Source organism: Microbacterium sp. GXF7504, from assembly GCF_054798235.1.
Genome location: NZ_JBSJZI010000005.1, coordinates 162,384 through 180,582 on the forward strand (window position 1 = coordinate 162,384; position 18,199 = coordinate 180,582).

Consider the following 18,199-nt stretch of genomic DNA (forward strand, 5'->3'; position numbering starts at 1 on the left):
GTCAGCGGGCGGCGGCGAGCCGATCCAGCGCCGTGCCGAGGTCGAGCGTCTGCGCGACCTCCACGGCGCGGTCCGCGCGACGGCCGAGGTACACGACGTGGATGCGGCCGACGACGTCGACGAAGCCGACCGGCTCGTCACCGTCGCACACCGTGTAGCTGTCGAACCCGGTCCGCTCCAGCCGGAGGCCGTGGCCGGCCTGCACCGGCAGCTCGATGGGCTGGGTCGGCGGGAGCGCCTCGACGTCCGGGGTGGTGGAGTGGACCGCGTGGAACATGGATGCGCCCTTCGCCGGGGTGGAGTGGATGCTCCGATGATGGCCCTGCGGACCGTCGCCGCATCCGCCCTTCCGCCGGCGCGCGGGACGTGCTAGCCGATCAGCGGTAGGCGCGCTCGTACGCCCCCGGCACGAGCGCGTCGTCCACCCCGAGGTCGCGGGCGGCGTGGATCGCGAAGTGGGGGTCGCGCAGCATCCCCCGCCCCGTCATGACGACGTCCGCCTGACCGGTGACGAGCACGTGCTCGGCCTGGAACGCGTTGTCGATGAGCCCGACGGCCGCCACCGGCGTGCCGGTCGCCTCGCGCACGGCGGCGGCGAACGAGACCTGGTAGCCGGGACCGGTCGGGATGGCCGCGGGGGCGTTCCCGCCGCTCGAGACGTCGAACAGGTCGGCGCCGTGATCGCGGGCCCAGCCGGCCACCGTGCAGGTGTCCTCGAGGGACCATCCGCCCTCGACCCAGTCGGTCGCCGAGAAGCGGACGAGCAGGGCGAGCCCGTCGCCGATCTCGCGCCGCACCGCGTCGATGACCTCGAGCAGCAGGCGCGCGCGGTTCGCCAGCGTTCCGCCGTACGCGTCGTCCCGGTGGTTGCTGAGGGGCGAGAGGAACTCGTGGAGCAGGTACCCGTGCGCGGCGTGCACCTCGATGAGCGAGAATCCGGCGTCGGCGGCGCGGCGCGCGGCCCGCGCGAACGCGTCGACCACGCCTCGGATCCCGTCCTCGTCGAGGGCGTCGGGCGCCGCGAGGCCCTCGAACGGGACGGCGCTCGGCGCGACGGTGCGCCACCCGCCCTCCTCGGGCGGGATGGACCCGGTGCCCGCGGCGTCGTACGGCCGGTGGGTGGACGCCTTGCGACCGGCGTGGGCGAGCTGGATGCCGGCCACGGCGCCCTGCGCCCGGATGAATTCCACGAGGGGGCGCAGGGCGTCGCGCTGCGCGTCGTTCCAGAGTCCGAGGTCCTGCGGGCTGATGCGCCCCTCCGGCACCACGGCGGTGGCCTCCAGGATCACGGCGCCGGCGCCGCCGCGCGCGAGGGCGCCCAGGTGCACGAGGTGCCAGGGGGTGGGCATGCCGTCCTGGTCGGTCGCGGCGTACTGGCACATCGGCGGCACCCAGAGCCGGTTGCGCACCTCGACGTCGCGGATGGTGAGCGGGGTGAACAGCATCCGCGCACGGGGGACGGACATGACGGACCTCCTGAAGGCCGGGGGTGACGTGGGATCAGAGACCGAGACGGCGCGTGAAGGCGTTCGCGAACCGTCCGTCGGGGTCGAGACGGGCGCGGAGCCGTACGAAGTCGTCCCAGTGGGGGTAGCGCCCGCGCAGGGTCTCGGCATCGAGGGTGAAGAGCTTGCCCCAGTGCGGTCGCGCCGATGCGGGGAGCACCGCCTCGATCTGCGGGAGCAGCGCCAGCACAGCGGACTGGTCGGGTCGCCAGGTGAAGTGCAGCCCCACGGTGTCCCGTCCCTGCGCGCCGCTCAGCCACAGGTCGTCGGCGGCGACCGTGCGCACCTCGCAGATCTGCAGCAGCGGACGGATGCGGTCGGCGATCCCGCGCAACGCCTCGATCGCCGCGACGGCGTCCTCCCGCGCGATGAGGTACTCCGTCTGCAGTTCGTCCCCGGCGGAGGGGGTGAAGGCGAGACGGAAGTGCGGGAGCCGTTCGTACCAGGGGCCGGGTACCCCGCCCTGCGCGGTCGCGGGCGCCGGGTCGGCACCGGGGATCGGATGCCGCGGGCCGTCGGCCTCGCGGGCGCCGATCGCGGCGGCGTCGAGGCCCCGGTCGCCGGCACGGGCCTTCGTCCAGATCTGGTCGACGCGGTCGGGGTCCTGCCAGGTGGTGAAGACGCTCACGCTCCGGGCGGCGGCGGTCACGGCGTCGAGGTCGGCGAGGATGCGGTCCCAGTCGCCGCCGTCGTAGACGGTCTGGGCGATGTCGTAGGCGGGTTCGACGTCGACGTCGAGATGGGTGACCACGCCGAGCGCACCGAGGCCCACGACGACGCCCGGGAAGTCCGCGTCGCCGCGGGCGTAGCGGCGGAGTTCGCCGTCCGCCGTGAGCAGCTCGACGGCCGCGACCGCACCGGCGAGCGAGCGGGAGCGGTCCCCGGAACCGTGCGTGCCGGTCTGGACCGCCCCGCCGATGGAGATGTGCGGCAGCGACGCGAGATTGCCGAACGCGACGCCCGCGGCGTGGAGCTGCGGCGCGACGTCGCCGTACCGCGACCCGGCGGGGACGCGCACGCGCGCGCGTCCGTCCAGGAGCACGTCGCCGGCGAGCGCGCGCAGCGAGACGAGGACGCCCTCGGTGTCGGCGATGTCGTTGAAGCAGTGACGCGAACCGAGCACGCGCAGGCTCGGCTCACGGCGGACGACGGACGCGAGCTCGGCGAGCGATGCCGGCTCGACGAGACGGGTGGCCGAGTAGGCGAGGTTGCCGGCCCAGTTGCGGCCGACGACGGGTTCAGGCCGCTTCACGGCGGCGACCGGCGGAAGGGAGGGAGCGGGGTTCGCCCGTCCGGGCGGGGATGCGCTGCACGGTTCGATGGTAACCACCAGACGGCGCCGCGTGGGCCGCCGGCCTCAACCCGCGACGACGGCGTCCTCCGCCTGCGCGGCCTCGTCGAGCATGGCACGGGCGGCGTCCTCGTCGATGCCGAGCGAGAGGGCGAGTTCGGCCCCGAGGGACGCGCGCACCTCACGGAGGATGTCGCGTTCGGCGCCGGCGTGCGGCTCGGCGCCGGAGGAGCGGACGATGTCGCGGAAGACACCGGCCTTCGCATCCGGGGTGCCGAGGTTCAGCCGCTCGTGGTACGCCTTGATCCGCCGCGACCACTGCTTCTCGACCGGACCGGCGGGCAGCCGGATCAGCGCGAGCAGGGCATCGATCTCGGCGGCGGTGAGCAGGGCGCGCAGCCCGATCTCGTCCGCCTTCTCGACGGGGACGCTGATGCGCAGCCCCCCGCCGACGGTCTCGAGCTCCAGGTAGTCGATCCCGGTGCCGCGGACGGTGCGGGTCTTCAGCTCCCGGATCGTCATGGGACCGTGGACGGGATGGACGATGGTCTGTCCGGCGGAGAAGCGCATCTGGAACCTCGTTCTCGGGGGATCCACCGATTTTACCGCGGCCCTCCCCCGTCAGCCCGGGCACGGTGTCAGTCCAGGAGGTCGCCCATCTTCTTCGCGATGAGCTCCGTGGCGAGCTTGGGGTTCAGCCGCGCCAGCTTGTCCATCGCCGCCGCGTCCGAGCCGATCGTGGCACGGAAGGCGCCCTTCTCGATCGCACGGACGATGATCCTGGCGGCCTCGACCGGGCTCGTCGTCTTCATCGCGGTCGTGTCCGCCGTCTCGCCGCCCGCGACGGCGACGCCGGAGTTCGCCGCGATGTCGGTACCGATCGCGCCGGGGTAGACGACGGTGACCGCGACCGGGGTGTCGAGGAGTTCGGCGTAGAGCGCCTCGGTCAGGAGGGTCACGGCCGCCTTCGACGCGCCGTAGACGGCCTGCCCGGGCACCGGTGCGTACGCGCCCATGCTCGACACGTTCACCAGTGCCGCGGCGGGGCGCACGGTCAGGTGCGGCAGGAACGTCTTGCAGAGGTTCACGACACCCCAGAAGTTCACGTTCATGACCTTCTCGATCTCCTCGTACGGCAGATCGACGACCTTCACGAACTTCTGGATGATCCCGGCCACGTTCACGAGCCCGTCGATCGCGCCGTGCGCGGCGAGCACCGCCTCGGGGAGCCGTTCGACGGCGGCCCGGTCGGTGATGTCGAGCGGGTGGGCGGAGAACGCCGGGACGCCGCCCGCGAGATCGGCCGTCCGCGCGAGGCCGGCCTCGCTGAGGTCCACCCCGGCGACCGATGCGCCCCGCGCCAGCAGCTGGAGGGCGAGTTCGCGCCCGATGCCGTTGCCCGCGCCCGTGACGACGAAGACCTTGCCTGCGATGTCCATCCGCTTCCCCCATCGGCCCCGGCGGGGCCACGGTGTCATCCAAGCAGAGTCAGGAACCGTCGACGAGCTCCCTGAGGCAGAGCGCGTCGCGCACGGCGTGCCCCTCACCGTCGTTGTCGAAGAAGACCATGACCTCGTGTCCGTCGGCCTCCCATTCGCGGATGCGGTCACGCCACCAGCGGAGGTCGTCCTCGCCGTACGAGCCGGCGTAGAGCGTGTGCGGGTCGGGACCGTGCAGGCGGGCGTAGACGAGCGGTGCCGTCGCCCGGAGCTCGCACGCGAGCCCCGCACCGCTCATCACGCAGTACGACGCGCCGTGGCGCTCCAGGATCCCGAAGACCCGGTCGTCGACCCACGACGGATGCCTGAGCTCCATGACCGGGCGGAGCCCTGTCGGCACCGCGCCGAGGAACGCCTCGAGCCGGTCGTCGTCCCGCGCCATGTCGGGCGGCAGCTGCACCAGGAGCGGACCGAGGTGCGCGCCCAGCGCTGCCGTGGCGGAACGGATGCGGTCGAGCCACACGTCCGGGTCGGCGAGCCGCTTGCCGTGGCTGAGTCCGCGCGGCGCCTTCACCGCGAACGTGAAGCCCTCCGGGACGCGGGCGGCCCATGCCGCGAACCGCGCCTCGGAGGGCCATCGGTAGAAACTGCCGTTCAGCTCGACGATGTCGAAGGAGTCGGTGTAGCGCTCGAGCCACCGCGCCGCCGGCACGCCCCGGTAGAGCACCTGCCGCCAGTGCGGGTAGGTCCAGCCGGAGGTCCCGATGCGCACCATCGCGGCAGCCTACCCGCCGGGGCGCGGCCGCGTCAGACCTGGTAGCCCTGGTAGCGGCGGAACAGCTTCGAGAGCATCAGCACGGTCTGCAGCACCGTGACGACACCGACGATCGGCCAGCCGACCCACAGGATCGACGACTGCGCGACCGGCCCCAGCAGGTTCCAGATGACGGCCATCGCGATGAGCACGATGACGAGCATGACCAGCGGCACCCAGTGGCCGAGTGTGCCGCCGCCGCGCTCCGCCTTGGCCTGCATGGCCCAGTTGTCGACCTTCTTGCGGGACAGGAAGCGCGACCACGAGCGCAGGAAGTGCCCGATCCGGATCCACATGAAGATCTCGGCGGGGAACACGAGCGCCGCGAAGAGAATGTCGCGGTTCGTGCAGTACTTCATGGTCCGGGCGATGCGGAGGTTCAGCAGCACGGCCACCGCCGGCGGGATGAGCCACCACGGCGAGAACACGAACGCGTTGATCGACAGCGACCCGGCGAGCAGGATCAGGAACGCCACGCGCACGAAGAGGTTCGTGAGCATCCCGAAGTTCTCGAACCAGCGCAGGCGCAGGTTGGGGTGGAAGGGCTGCCCCTTCGTGTCGCCGCGCTGTCCCGGCCACATGAGCTCGATCGCGCCGTAGGTCCACTTCACCTGCTGCGCGTCGTAGCCCTTGAGGGTCGTCATGCCGCCGACCGCGGCGCGCGCGTACGGGCTGATCTTCGTCAGGTAGCCGGCGCTCTTGATCTGCAGCGACAGCAGCGAGTCCTCGACCTCGCTGTCCTTCACCCAGGGCGTGGACTGGTGGTTGGCCTTCATCGCATCACGAAGGGCGTTGGTGGAGAAGATCGAGAACTGTCCGCCCAGCACCGCCATGTTGCGGCCGCGCAGCAGGTTCTGCAGGTTGAACGCGGCGAACTGGGTGCGCTGCCCGGCGATGAGGAACTTCGCGACGAGGCCGTTGATGGGGCGGTCGTCGATCGTGTAGATGGCGGAGATGCCGCCGATGCGGGTGTCGCTGACCGCCTCGGTCTCCAGGTACTCGACCGCGCGAGGATCGGCGACCGTGTCGCCGTCGACGCCGAGCAGGAAGTCGCATCCCTCGACGAGCGAGTAGCCGTAGTTGAGCGCGCCGACCTTCTTGTCCGGGTTCTTGCCGATGTCGTGCACGAACACCTCGGTGAACTGCTCGCCGAGGTCGGTCGTGATCTCGTGCGGGCCGGCATACTGCGCGGCGATCTTGGCGGTGTCGTCGGTGGTGTTGTTGATCACGACGTGGATCACGTCGGGCACGCGGGTCTGCTTGAGCAGCGCCTCGATCACGTCGGCGATCGATTCGGCCTCGTTGTACGCGGGGATGACGCAGCCGATGGTCGACCGGTGGACGGTGGTGTTCTCCAGCACCGCCATGAAGTCCTCGTCGAAGCCGGGGGCGTCGGCGAAGGGATCCTGCGTCAGCGGCAACGGCTCGAGGGCCTGGGCGGGCTGGTAGGACATCCGCGGGTCGGACATGGGGTCTCGCATCCTGCTCGGTGGGCCCGCGTCGGTGTGCTGCGGGCGCTGCGCCGATTCGGTCGTCGGCGTCGATGACCACGTTGCTACACTCCCCGCAAGGTTCGCGCCGCTGGTCGCGAACCCGAGCGCAAGATTTCCGCAAGATTCGCGGAACCCGGGGGATCGATGAGCGCGACCGAGTTGAGTGCCCTGCTCACCGTGTGCCTGCTGGCGACGGGGGCGGTGCTGGCGCTGCGCACGGACGGGCTGCGCGACCGGGGTCCGCGGGGTGTGCTGCTGCGGTACGCGGCCGTCGGCGGGGTCGCCGGGATGCTGTGCGCGCTGATGACGCTCGCGGAGGAGCGCGGCGGGACGGTGCTCGCACTCGCGCTCGCGAACGGCGCCATGGTGTTCGCCCCCGCCGTGCTGTGGGTGGCGCTGCGCCGGCTCAACGGCCGCTCCCGCGCGGCCATGGCCGGCGCCCTGCTGCTGTCCGGATCGGTCGCGGCGACCGCGCCGCTGCTGGGCGGGGCGGGAAGCGGGGTCGCGAAGTCGATCGCGCTGACCGTGGTGTGCGTGCTCGCCGCGGTCGAGGCGTGGACGCAGCCGGTCTCCCGGCTCGTCGGCGCACGGGCGGTGCAGGCCGTGGCCGTCGGGTACGGCCTCTACAGCGCCCTGCGGGTGGTCGCGGTGAGCTGCATCGGCGACGACGCGGTACGCCCGGGCGGCGCACTGAGCCCGGTCAGCACCCTCGTGAGCGTCGCGGCCGTGGCGCTGCTCAGCCTCGGCATCGGACGGATGGCGGCGGACCTCGGACGCGCCGGCGGGGCGGGCCACGCCCGCATCCGCGACGTGTCCGCGCTGCGCGCGTGGGTGCGTGAGCGGTTCGCCGCCGGCGAGCCGGTCACGCTGGTGACCCTGTCCCTCCCCGACCTGCCCCTCATCCGCATCGCGCACGGGCCGGTCCGGGCGGCGTCCGTGGAGGACGCGCTGTGCCGTGCGGTCCGTGAGGTGGCGCCGGAGACGGTGCCGGTCGCGGCGCTGCCCGGCGGGGTCGTGCTCGTGCCGCTGCTGCCGACCGAGGACAACGCACGGCAGGGGATGCTGCTGCGCCGTCGGTTCGAGGAGTCCACCCCGCTGGTGGCATACGAGGACCTGCCGGAGATCGCGGTGTCACGGGCCGAGCCCGGGGACGAGGCGGCGTTCGAGGCGTATCTGCGGATGCTGCGGCGTGGTCGCGGGGCGTGGGTGCGCCCGGTCTGAACGCGGCTCAGTCCGGGTAGATCGCGACGGGGAGGTACTGGTAGATCACCTGCTGCTGGAACGAGCTGTCGGTGTTCGCCGTCCCCTCGACCGACACCGTGAACGCGAACTCGAGCGTGAGACCGTAGGTGTCCGCGGGGAGCTGCTGGATCGTCTGCCCTTCGACGAGGAGTCCCCCCTGGAAGTGGTTCAGCAGCAGGCCGCGATCGGAGCGGAGCGTGTCCGAGGGCACGAGGGTGCGCGGGTCGGCCGCGAACTGATAGGCCGTCTGCGTCTGACCGGAGCTCTGCGCGGTCTGCCCGTTGATCTGCACGGAGGAGATGTACACGCGCCGCTTCTCGGCGAGGACGGCCTTGTCGTCGACCCTGCTGTCGTAGACGTTGATCGCGAACCCGAAGGTCTTGGGGCGCGTCGGTGTCCACTCCATCGTGCGCTTGGGGTCCTCGGCCCAGACGTCCAGGTTGACGGTGAGCCCGTCGGCGATGTCGCTGGTGAGGGTCACCGACCCGTCATAGGTGAACTGCGAGTTGAAGAGCATCGACGCCGACGGGGACGCGACGGGGGTGGCGACCACCCCGACCGGCTCCCCCTGCAGGTTGTTGAACGTGTCGACGAGCTGGGCGCAGCCCGTCAGCGCGGTGCCGCCGGCGAGCGCCAGCACGGCCAGGGCGGCGGTGCGCCGGAGGCGGCGACCGGTCGATCGAGAGTTCACGGGTCCACTCCTCGGAGTCGCCGGCGTCGGCGACGGGGATCTCGGCTCCCGGCGGACCGGGTTCGGGTGTGTGCCTTCCCGGCGAAGAGAAATCCTGGACGGCGGTGCCAAATTATACGTCAGCATCCGTAGACTCGCCTGCATGTCAGCCGGGGACGTCATCGCCGCCTCCCCGGTCGTGGAGCCCGAGCCCGACACCACGGCCCGCACCCGCTCGGTGTGGGCGTCGCAGTTGCTGCTGGCCGCGGTCGTCGTCGTGGTCGCGCTCATCGTGCAGGCGCTCGCACCGGAGCAGTTCGCCACCTGGCAGTTCGCCACCGGCGTCGCGGCCATCGTGGTGGTGACGGCCGTGTCCCTCGCCATGCCGTGGCAGCGTCTCCCCCGTGGCGCGATCCTGGCACTGCCCATGCTGGACATCGTCGCCATCGGGCTGATGGCGCACGGCAGCGCGATCTCCACCGGGTTCCTCTGGGTGTTCCCGGTCGTGTGGATCGCGACCCACTTCGGCCTCGCGGCCATGCTGACCGGCGGCGCGCTCATCTGCCTGCTGATGCTCGTGGACGCGGTGTCGAACCGCGACGACGAGGCCGCGGTCGGGTCCCTGCTCATCGTGCTGCTCTCGCTCACGTTCCTCACGATCAGCACGGCGCTGACGACCCGCCAGACCCGGGCGTTCCAGACACTGCTGCGCCGCCAGGCCGGAAAGCTGCAGGAGACGGTGACCGACGTGCGGGCGCAGGGGCACCGCATCCGGTTCCTGCTCGACTCGGTCGACCTCGGCATCGTCCGGGTCGCCCCCGACGGCCGCGTCCTCACCGTCAACGACACCTATCTGTCGCTGTACGGCCTCGACCCCGACCGTCCCGGTGAGCCCGGCCGCAGCGTCGAGTACTCCTCGCTGCGCGGCGAGCCGCTCCCGCCCCACCGCCGTCCGCTCGCACGCGCCGCCGCCGGGGAACCCGTCGAGGACGAGCTGGTGTGGCTGTTCGACGCGGAGGGTGCGTGGCGGGCGGTGGCGGTGTCGATCCGCCCGTTGCCGCCGACGACCGGGGAGGAGGCGAGCACCCTCCTCATGGTGCGGGAGGTGACGGCCCTCATCGAATCGCAGCTGGCACGCGACCGCATCGCGACGATCGTGTCGCACGAGCTGCGGAACCCCCTCACGGCGGTGCTCGGGCACGCCGAGCTGCTGGCGGAGGACGACACGCTCCCCGAGCGCGCGCGCGAGCAGGTGCGGGTGATCGAGGCGGCCTCCCACCGCATGCGCCATCTCATCGAGGAGATCCTCGCCCACCCGCACGACGGGTCGAGCGCCCGGCTCGTGCGCACGCCGATCGATCTGCGGCGCATCGTGGGTGCGTCCGTCGCCTCCTTCCAGCCGGTGGCGGATGCCGGTGGCGTGACCGTCCACGTGGATGCGCCCCGTGCCCTCCCCGCCGTCGGGGACGCCTTCCGGCTCCGGCAGGTCGTGGACAACCTCCTCAGCAACGCGATCAAGTACACGCCCCCGGGAGGCGGGGTGACCGTCCGGGGCGAGGCGGCGGACGGCGTCGTGCGCATCGCCGTCGTCGACGAGGGCGTGGGCATCGCCGCGGCCGACCTGGAACGCGTGTTCGACCCGTACTTCCGCGCCGCGACCGCGCGTGCGAGCGGGGTCGGCGGCACGGGCCTCGGGATGGGGATCGCGCGCTCGATCGTGGAGTCGCACGGCGGTCGGCTCGAGCTCACGTCCGAGCAGGGCGTCGGGACGACCGTGACGGTGACCGTGCCGGTGGAGGGATGACCGGATGACGGACCTGTCCGCCCTCACCCTCGGTGTCCCGCAGGCCGCGACCGCGACCCTCGCCGTGATGCTCGTCGTGCCGCTGGCGTTCCTCGCCCGGCCGTGCCGGGCGACGCTGCTGTGGGCGCTGATGACGATCGTCGCCGCGGCGGGGATCTACACCGTCCTGTCGGCGGAGCTCGTGGGCGCGGAGCGGGTGCGCCGGGTCGCACTGGCCGGGATGTTGGCGGCGGTCCCCCTGCTGTGGTCGGGACTGCGCGCCTGGCGTGGTGCTCGGGCGCACGAATGGGCGGCGCCGGCATACGGGGTCGCGGCGATCGTCGCGCTCGGGGTCGTCCCGGACGACGCGTTCTCGGTCGCGTTCCGCATCGTCTTCTACGGCGCGAGCGTGTTCGCCGGGCTCAGCGCCGTGGAGTTGCGGCGGCTGCCGGAGCGCGACACCGGTCCGCTGATCCCGCTCGTGGTGCTGTGCACGCTGTTCGCGGCGCTCGGGCTCGCGGTACTGGTCGGGGGTGTCCTCGCGCCTGGCGCGGCGGGCGACTTCTCGATGGTCCGAGCGGTGAACTCGATCGGGGTCATCGCGTTCCTCGTCTGCGCGCTGCTCGCGGTCATCACCCTCGCCCAGTCCGGCCCCGCGTCCGCCGCGGCGACGCGGGGCGACGCCCTCCGCACGGTGGCGGACCGCCTGCGCCGTGCGCGCGCCCGGGGCGAGACCGGGTGGGCGCTGCTGGCGGTGCAGCTCGACGACGCGGCCGAACTGTCGCAGGTGCTCGGACGGGACAGATTCCACGATCTCGCGGCACGGTTCCAGGACACCGTCGAGGGGGCCGTGCCGGCGGACGCCGACGTCGTCGTCGACGACGAGGGGCGGGTGCTCGTGCTGGTCAACCGCACCGAGGCGGTGCTGCAGCAGCACGTCGAGGCGGTGTTGGCAGCGGTGGGCGGCTCGACCGACCCGTCCCGGTTCGTGCGCCTCTCGGCGAGCGTGGGATGGACCTCCGTGCGTCCGGACGACGTGGATGCTGCGGGTGTCGTCGCGCGTGCGATCGCCGCGGCGGCGGAGGCGGCGCATGCGGGCGGCGACCGCACGGTCCGCGCCGACGCGCGCTGAGCGCGCCGGAGCGCGTCAGTCCTCGGCGTCCTCGGTCGCGGAGGGGGCGATGGCGATCACGAGGGTGTCGCTGCCCGTCTGCTTGGCGTATTCGGCGGAGGTGGGCGTCGTCTGCACCAGGAAGTCGTACGTGAACTGCACCGTGACGTAGGTCGCGGAGGCGGGGGCGTCGCCCACGTTGAAGGTCTGCGAGTAGCTGTAGGGCGAGAGCACGAGGTATCCGGGCGCGACGGACGCCTGGTCCACCTGCGGCGCGAGCGGTTCGAAGGTCTCGGTCGCGTTGGCGGGGACCGCCACCATGGTCGCCTTCTGCAGGTACACCTTCTTGCCGTCGTCGGGGGTGACGGTGGTCGCCATCGAGAGGCTGATCGGTTTCAGGGCGGTCGCCGTCCAGCGGTCCATGGACAGCGTCGACCAGTAGTCGATCGTCGCGGTGACCGCACCGGCGGTCACCTGGTGCTGGGTCGATCCGGCGGACAGGTCGTTCGACACCGGGGCGGGCACCGGTGTGCTCTTCGTCTTCGTCGGGGTCGGGGTGGCGTCGCCTCCGCCGTTCCACGGGGCCGGTCCGCATCCCGCCAGCAGCGAGAGTGCGACGACCGCCGCGACCGCAACCGCCGAACGTCCAGCCCGCATCCGCGCCATCCTGCCCCCCTCTTCCGTCGGGTCAGTCTAGTCGGGGGGCGTTGCGTAGAGTGATCGGGTGACCGCCTCACCGCCGCTGCGCTCCCCGCTCTCGCGTCGCGCCCGCCGCGCCGGCGTCGTCGTGATCTGGGTGCTCGTCGCCGTCCTCGTCCTCGTCCTCGCCGCCACCGCCTGGATCGGCGTCCGCGGCGCGATGGCCGCCGGGCACCTCCGCGACGCGCAGCGGGAGGCGTCGTCGCTCATGTCGTCCCTCGGCGACCCGGCGAGCGCCGCGGCCGGCGTGGGCCGGGTCGCGGAGGAGACCGCCGCCGCCCGCGCGCTCACGGGCGACCCGGTGTGGTCGGCCGCCATGCGTCTTCCCTGGGTCGGCGACCAGCTCGGCGCGGTGCGCACCGCTGTCGCGGCCGTCGACGACGTCGTGGGAGAGGCGCTCTCACCCCTCGCGGCGTCCGCGTCCGGGTTCTCGCTGTCGTCGCTGAAGCCGGAGGGCGGACGCTTCGACCTCGACGCGCTCGCAAGCCTCCACGACCCGGCGGCGACCGCCGCGGCCGGCACGGCGGAAGCCGCCGCCACCGTGGCGACGATCCCCACCGAGCGGCTGCTCGCACCGCTCGCCGACCAGGTCGTGCAGGTGCGCGAACTCATCGGCACCGCCGCATCCGCGACCGGCGCGCTCAGCCGCGCGACCGAGCTCATGCCGTCGATCCTCGGCGCCGACCGGCCGCGCGACTACCTCGTGCTGTTCCAGAACAACGCGGAATGGCGCTCGCTCGGCGGCATCGTCGGCGCGACCGCGATGGTGCACACCGACGCCGGCGCGATCGCGCTCGCCGCACAGGCCTCGTCCTCGGACTTCCCAGAGACGGACACGTCGGTGGTGCCGCTCAGTGACGAGCTCATCGCCGTCTACGAGCAGAAGCCGGGGCGCTACATCCAGAACGTGACACAGGTGCCGTCCTTCCCGCTGACCGCGCAACTCGCGCAGACGATGTGGGCGAACGAGCGTGGCGTGTGGGCCGACGGCGTGCTGTCGCTCGACCCGGTCGCCCTGTCGTACCTGTTGCGCGCGACCGGGCCCGTCACCCTCGTGACCGGTGAGGATCTCACGAGCGAGAATGCGCTGCAGCTCCTGCTCAACGACGTGTACCTGCGCTACGAGGACCCCCGCGAGCAGGACGCATTCTTCCAGGCGGCCGCCGCCGCCGTGTTCGAGGCGCTGGCCGACGGTCGCGCCGACATCACGCAGCTCGTCGCCGCCCTCGCCCAGGCGGGATCCGAGGACCGCGTGCTGGTCTGGAGCGCCGACCCGGCCGAGCAGGCCGTGCTGGACGGCACGACCCTGCAGGGCGCACTGCCGGTGACGGACGCGGAGCAGACCACGTTCGGGGTGTACCTCAACGACGGCACCGGCTCGAAGATGGACTACTACATGCACGTGGACGTGGGCACGGCATGGTGCACCGACACGGAGGGCGACCCCGACGCCGCCCTCACCGTGACCCTCCGCAGCGACGCACCGGCGGATGCGGCGGACCTCCCCCGCTACATCACCGGCGGCGGCGCGTTCGGCGTCGCCGCGGGGGTCACCCGGACCGTCGCGTACCTGTACCTGCCGGTGGGCAGCGAGGTGGTGTTCGCGATGTCGCAGGGCTCGTCGGACTTCCCCGGCTTCGGCACCGGCACGCACGACGGGCGCCCCGTGCTCATCTGGACCACCGACCTCGCACCCGGCGCGGAGGCGACCGCCCGCATCCGGGTCCGCACCCCCGCGACACCGGTCCTGGGCGCCGCCACGACGCCGGTCCTCCCCGACAACGCGGGCTCGATTACCGCGAGCTGCTCGACTCCGTCATAATCCACAGAGGGTCTCTCCACGCCCGGAACGAACGGACGACCATGCACCACCGGTTCCCGCGGGTCCTCGCGACGCTCGCGCTCATCCTCACCGCCGTGATCGGCGTGGCAGCACCCGCCCAGGCGTACCCGCCGGACGACGCCGCGCGCGTCTCGTCGACGACGAGCGAACCCGGCGGCACGGTGCGGCTCAGCGTCTCCGACGGCACCTTCGTCGCGGGCGAGCCGCTCACGATCACGGTGCGCGGCGAGCACGCGACCGGTGTCGGCTTCGGTCTCGTGCGGACGGCGATCGAGACCGCCACGTACGGCGGCGCACGCGCCAACGCGGCGGGCGGGCTCGACCCGCTCGCGGTGACCTTCCCGGCCGATGCGGCGGGCGCCTACACGATCGCGGTGTTCTCCGCCTCCTCGCCCGGCGACACGGTCACGGTGACCGTCGGGGCACTGTCGGTGACCGGCCTGTCCGCGCAGTCGCTGCTCGGCCTGTGGGTCGGCGGGGGCGCGCTGGTGCTCGCGGGCGTCGTCGTGCTGGCTGCGGCGCTGGTCGCGCGGCGCCGTCGCGAGGCCGACGCGGCCTGAGCCCGTCCTTCCCGGTCGATCGGCCGGACGCTCAGCCGGCGAGCCGGCTCCGCTGCTCCTCGATGCGGGCGGTGACGAGGATCGGCAGGTGGTCGCTGAGCCCCTGCGGCAGCGTGCGGACGGTCTCGACGTCGAACCCGCTCGAGGTGACGAAGTCGTAGTGGCCCCGGAAGAAACGGTACCGCGTGTAGGTCCGCGCGTCGCTGAGGGACAGTTCGTATCCCTGGTCGCGCACCCGCTGCCCCAGCTTCTCCTTGAAGACCGGGTAGTTGTAGTCGCCGACCATGAGCACCGGCAGGTCGGGGCCGAGGTCCTGGAGTTCGGCGAGGGCGGTGCGGATCTGGTGCCGGCGGAGCGAGTTCAGCGCGGTGAGGGGCGCCGCGTGGAACGACGCGACGATGATCTCGCGGCCGGCGTCGATGTCGTGCAGCCTGACGCCCAGCATCCGCTCCTCGGCGGGCTTGAGCACGCGGTCGTGCAGCGACTTCTTCAGCGACAGCGCGCGCACGGCCTGCAGCCGGAAGCTGCTCTCCCGGTAGTACACCGCGAGACCGAGACGGTTGCGCTGGGTCGCCTCGGCGAGGCGGAGTCCGGCGAGCTCCTCCGGGATGTCGGTGGTGTCGGCCTCCTGGAGGCACAGCACCTCCGCGCCGTGCGTCTCGACGAGCGCCTGCAGTTCGCCGGCTGCGCGATGCTTGCGCAGGTTGTAGGAGATCACCCTCATGATGCCCTCACCATAGCGGCGTGACGCGGCATCCGACCGACTGCTTGACGAACCTTCAGGGTGTGTTCAGTCCTGGTCCCGCCGGGCGCGGGTCTGCTCGGCGCGCGCGGCGAGGAGGTCGTCGGCGGGGTACCCCACCTCGGTGAGCGTGAGTCCGCGGGCGGCGAGCACGGGGAACTCGCTCGTCCGCGCGGCGGCGTCGCGTAGGCGCACCAGGTCGGCCGGATCGAGGCGGCCGCCGCCGACCGCGACGCAGGCGCCCACGAGCGCCCGGACCATGCTGTGGCAGAAGGCGTCCGCCTTCACGTTGGCGACGAGGATCCCGTCGTCGTCGCGGTGCCAGTCGTACTCCAGCAGCGTGCGGATGGTCGTCGCCTCGGGACGCGGTTTGCAGTAGGAGGCGAAGTCGTGGAGGCCGGTGAGCGAGCGGGCCGCCGCGTCCATCGCCTGGACGTCGAGCCGGCCGCGCACGCTCGTGGTGCGGGCCCGTTCGAGGGGGTCGTAGCCCACGGTCTCGTCGGCCACGCGGTAGGCGTAGCGGCGCCAGACGGCGGAGAAGCGGGCGTCGAACCCCTCCGGCGGGATGCCGACCCGGTGGACCGTCACGTCGGCGTACGGTCCCAGCACGCCGCGGATGCGGTGGGCGAGGTCCGCGACGGGGTCGCCCCCGCCACCACGACGACGCGGGGTGAGTCGTGCAGCCTGCCCCGGGTCGAGGTCGAGGTGCGCGACCTGCCCGGAGGCGTGGACCCCGGCGTCGGTGCGGCCGGCGACGACGAGGCGGGGGTCGCCGCCGAGGATGCGTGCGATCGCGGCCTCGATGGTGCCCTGCACGGTGCGCAGGCCCGGCTGGCGCGCCCAGCCGCGGAAGTGCGTGCCGTCGTAGGCGATGTCGAGCCGGATCCGCACCCGTCCAGCCTATCCGGGCGCCGGGCCGCCCCGGATTCCCACGGAGCGGTCGTCGTTCGGGAACCGCTGAGGTATGGAACCTAGACTGGGGGCTTCCCGATCTCTCGGTATCGCCTCCTCCTCGTCGTGACGAACACTCCTCCGCGCCCCCGCTTCGCCGGCCTCGACGGTCTCCGCGCCATCGCGGTGGCCCTCGTCGTGCTGTACCACCTCTTCCCGGAGAGCGTGCTCCGGGCCGGCTACGTCGGCGTGGACGTGTTCTTCGTCATCAGCGGGTTCCTCATCACGTCGCTCCTCATCCGGGAGCGGGCGGAGCACGGCCGCATCCGGCTCGGGCGGTTCTGGTCGCGGCGGGCGCGCCGCCTCCTGCCCGCCCTCGGCCTGATGGTGACGGTCTGCGCGAGCGTCGCGTGGCTCATCGGCGGCGACGTGCTGGTCGACCTCGGGCGGCAGGTGCTCGGTGCGGCGACGTTCTCGTTCAACTGGGTCTCGATCGCGGCGGGCGGCGACTACTTCGCACAGGGGCAGCCGGAGCTGCTCCGGAACCTGTGGTCGCTCGCGGTGGAGGAGCAGTTCTACCTGGTGTGGCCGCTGCTGCTGCCGTTGTTCCTCCGCATCCCGTCACGGTTCGCCCGCGCGGGGGCGGCACTGGTGCTCGGCGCCGGGTCGGCGGCGTGGATGGTGGCGGTCGCGGCGTCCGGCGGGCTGACCCGGGCGTACTTCGGCACCGATTCGCACGCGTTCGGGCTGCTCGCGGGCGTCGCCCTCGCGTTCCTGCTCCAGCCGGCGCTCGAGCAGCCCGCGGCGTGGATGCTGCGGGGCTGGGTGCGTTCACTCGTGTCGCTGGCCGGCGCGGTGGGGCTCGTGCTGCTGCTGTCCGCGGCGACCCTGCGCCCCGGGGACACGACGGTGCCCGCCGCGCTGATCCTCGCGACCGTGCTGTCGTCCGTGGTGCTGACGGCCGGGGTGTGGCCGGGCTCCCCGTTCGGGCGGGCGCTCGACGTGGCGCCGCTGCGTGTGATCGGTGAACGCTCCTACGGGATCTACCTCTGGCACTGGCCCGTGCTCGTGCTGCTGCTGGCGGGGCTGGGCCTGCCCGCGGACGCGGGGTCCGTCCCGGTGACCGTGGGCGTGCTCGCGCTGCTGCTGACCCTCGTCGCCGCCGAGGTGTCGTTCCGGTTCCTCGAGACGCCGGTGCGGCGCCTGGGGTTCCGCGGCGGGCTCGCGCGCGCCGGCGCCGCCCTGCGGCGGTCGCGGCGAGGACGGGTCCGGGTGCTGGGCGCGGCGGTGCTGTCGGTCGCGCTCGTGGGCGGGACGACGGCGGCGATCGCGGCGGCCCCGGACGTGTCCAGCGGCGAGGCGGTCGTGGATGCGGGGATGGAGGCGTTGCGGGATCAGGCGGCAGCATCCCCCTCCCCCACGCCGTCGCCCACGGGGACGCCCGAGCACACCCCGGTGCCGGTGCCGACGGCGACGCCGGAACCGGTGTCGGGGTGGGACATCACGGCGGTGGGCGATTCGGTGATGCTCGCGTCCGCGCCGGCGCTGCTGGAGCGGTTCCCGGGCATCCATGTGGACGCCGCGGTGTCGCGGTCGATGTACGCGGCGCCCGGCATCCTGCGTGGGCTCGCCGAATCCGGGCAGCTGCGCCCGTACGTGGTGGTGGCGCTCGGCACGAACGGTCCGATCGAGCGGGAGACCCTGGCGGAGATCCGCGACATCATCGGGTCGTCGCGGCGGCTCGTGCTGGTGAACGCGTACGCGCCGCGGTCGTGGACCGAAGGGGTGAACGCGGAGCTCGGGGCGTTCGCGCGCGCACACCACGACGTGCAGCTCGCGGACTGGGCGGGGTCGATCGCGCCGCACCTGGAGCTGCTGGCGGGCGATCAGATCCACCCCGGTGATGCCGGCGGTCGGGTGTTCGCGGACGCCGTGGAGCAGGCGTTGCGACGGTCGCAGGAGTCGCAGCTCCGGCTCGAGGCGATCGTGCGCCACCTCACGGCGCCGCCCGCGGAGGACGAGCCCGAGGCCGCACCGGCCGAGCAGTAGCACCGCGCCACGGCCCAGGGTCGGGCGGGTTACGTCTCGTCGCTTCACGCCGTTTCGCGAGCGGGGC

General features: G+C 72.8%; 17 protein-coding genes. 6 read left to right on the top strand and 11 right to left on the bottom strand.

Annotated elements, in window-relative coordinates:
* Position 1: 1 nt before the first annotated feature.
* The 7 genes from ACWAUO_RS13220 to ACWAUO_RS13250 all read right to left on the bottom strand — a co-directional run bounded on the left by ACWAUO_RS13220 (position 2) and on the right by ACWAUO_RS13250 (position 6,518).
* Positions 2 to 277: a hypothetical protein gene (locus ACWAUO_RS13220; protein WP_460776055.1), complete on the bottom strand. Its 276-nt coding sequence runs from the start codon at positions 275 to 277 to the stop codon at positions 2 to 4.
* A gap of 100 nt (positions 278 to 377) precedes the next feature.
* Positions 378 to 1,466, bottom strand: coding sequence for an NADH:flavin oxidoreductase/NADH oxidase (locus ACWAUO_RS13225; RefSeq protein WP_460776056.1), 1,089 nt, complete (start codon positions 1,464 to 1,466; stop codon positions 378 to 380).
* 34 nt (positions 1,467 to 1,500) lie between these two features.
* On the bottom strand, positions 1,501 to 2,757 hold the full coding sequence (locus ACWAUO_RS13230; protein ID WP_460776058.1) for a D-arabinono-1,4-lactone oxidase: 1,257 nt from the start codon (positions 2,755 to 2,757) through the stop codon (positions 1,501 to 1,503).
* A gap of 105 nt (positions 2,758 to 2,862) precedes the next feature.
* Positions 2,863 to 3,366 (bottom strand): CarD family transcriptional regulator, encoded by a 504-nt coding sequence (locus tag ACWAUO_RS13235; RefSeq protein ID WP_460776060.1) that lies wholly within the window; start codon positions 3,364 to 3,366, stop codon positions 2,863 to 2,865.
* A 68-nt stretch (positions 3,367 to 3,434) separates the two neighbouring features.
* On the bottom strand, positions 3,435 to 4,235 hold the full coding sequence (locus ACWAUO_RS13240; RefSeq protein ID WP_460776061.1) for an SDR family NAD(P)-dependent oxidoreductase: 801 nt from the start codon (positions 4,233 to 4,235) through the stop codon (positions 3,435 to 3,437).
* 49 nt (positions 4,236 to 4,284) lie between these two features.
* Positions 4,285 to 5,010 (bottom strand): DUF72 domain-containing protein, encoded by a 726-nt coding sequence (locus tag ACWAUO_RS13245; RefSeq protein WP_460776063.1) that lies wholly within the window; start codon positions 5,008 to 5,010, stop codon positions 4,285 to 4,287.
* A gap of 32 nt (positions 5,011 to 5,042) precedes the next feature.
* A complete protein-coding gene (locus ACWAUO_RS13250; RefSeq protein WP_460776065.1) occupies positions 5,043 to 6,518 on the bottom strand; it encodes a glycosyltransferase family 2 protein in 1,476 nt (491 codons plus the stop codon).
* 168 nt (positions 6,519 to 6,686) lie between these two features.
* On the opposite strand from ACWAUO_RS13250, the gene ACWAUO_RS13255 reads away from it, so the two are divergent.
* Positions 6,687 to 7,763, top strand: a complete 1,077-nt coding sequence (locus tag ACWAUO_RS13255; RefSeq protein ID WP_460776066.1) for a hypothetical protein — start codon at positions 6,687 to 6,689, stop codon at positions 7,761 to 7,763.
* A gap of 7 nt (positions 7,764 to 7,770) precedes the next feature.
* Here ACWAUO_RS13255 and ACWAUO_RS13260 read toward each other — a convergent pair whose 3' ends face one another.
* On the bottom strand, positions 7,771 to 8,475 hold the full coding sequence (locus tag ACWAUO_RS13260) for a fructose 1,6-bisphosphatase (RefSeq protein ID WP_460776068.1): 705 nt from the start codon (positions 8,473 to 8,475) through the stop codon (positions 7,771 to 7,773).
* Positions 8,476 to 8,617: 142 nt separating this feature from the next.
* On the opposite strand from ACWAUO_RS13260, the gene ACWAUO_RS13265 reads away from it, so the two are divergent.
* Positions 8,618 to 10,258, top strand: a complete 1,641-nt coding sequence (locus ACWAUO_RS13265; protein ID WP_460776069.1) for a sensor histidine kinase — start codon at positions 8,618 to 8,620, stop codon at positions 10,256 to 10,258.
* 4 nt (positions 10,259 to 10,262) lie between these two features.
* Positions 10,263 to 11,369 (top strand): hypothetical protein, encoded by a 1,107-nt coding sequence (locus tag ACWAUO_RS13270; RefSeq protein WP_460776071.1) that lies wholly within the window; start codon positions 10,263 to 10,265, stop codon positions 11,367 to 11,369.
* 15 nt (positions 11,370 to 11,384) lie between these two features.
* On the opposite strand, the gene ACWAUO_RS13275 is transcribed toward ACWAUO_RS13270, so the two are convergent.
* A complete protein-coding gene (locus tag ACWAUO_RS13275) occupies positions 11,385 to 12,005 on the bottom strand; it encodes a hypothetical protein (protein ID WP_460776072.1) in 621 nt (206 codons plus the stop codon).
* 67 nt (positions 12,006 to 12,072) lie between these two features.
* Between ACWAUO_RS13275 and ACWAUO_RS13280 the strand changes: the two genes are divergently transcribed.
* Positions 12,073 to 13,869 carry a DUF4012 domain-containing protein gene (locus tag ACWAUO_RS13280; protein ID WP_460776074.1) on the top strand — a complete coding sequence of 599 codons (1,797 nt, stop codon included), beginning with the start codon at positions 12,073 to 12,075 and terminating at the stop codon, positions 13,867 to 13,869.
* Positions 13,870 to 13,910: 41 nt separating this feature from the next.
* Positions 13,911 to 14,450: a cell wall protein gene (locus ACWAUO_RS13285; RefSeq protein ID WP_460776075.1), complete on the top strand. Its 540-nt coding sequence runs from the start codon at positions 13,911 to 13,913 to the stop codon at positions 14,448 to 14,450.
* Positions 14,451 to 14,481: 31 nt separating this feature from the next.
* On the opposite strand, the gene ACWAUO_RS13290 is transcribed toward ACWAUO_RS13285, so the two are convergent.
* Together ACWAUO_RS13290 and ACWAUO_RS13295 are read right to left on the bottom strand one after the other, a co-directional pair.
* Positions 14,482 to 15,174, bottom strand: coding sequence for an endonuclease/exonuclease/phosphatase family protein (locus tag ACWAUO_RS13290; RefSeq protein WP_460776077.1), 693 nt, complete (start codon positions 15,172 to 15,174; stop codon positions 14,482 to 14,484).
* A 66-nt stretch (positions 15,175 to 15,240) separates the two neighbouring features.
* Complete coding sequence (locus tag ACWAUO_RS13295) at positions 15,241 to 16,083, bottom strand: tRNA pseudouridine synthase A (RefSeq protein WP_460776079.1); 843 nt, start codon at positions 16,081 to 16,083, stop codon at positions 15,241 to 15,243.
* Between the two features lie 126 nt (positions 16,084 to 16,209).
* Here ACWAUO_RS13295 and ACWAUO_RS13300 point away from each other — a divergent pair, with 126 nt between their 5' ends.
* The gene (locus ACWAUO_RS13300; protein ID WP_460776080.1) at positions 16,210 to 18,132 is read left to right on the top strand and encodes an acyltransferase family protein; all 1,923 of its coding nucleotides are present in this window, start codon (positions 16,210 to 16,212) and stop codon (positions 18,130 to 18,132) included.
* Positions 18,133 to 18,199: the final 67 nt, after the last annotated feature.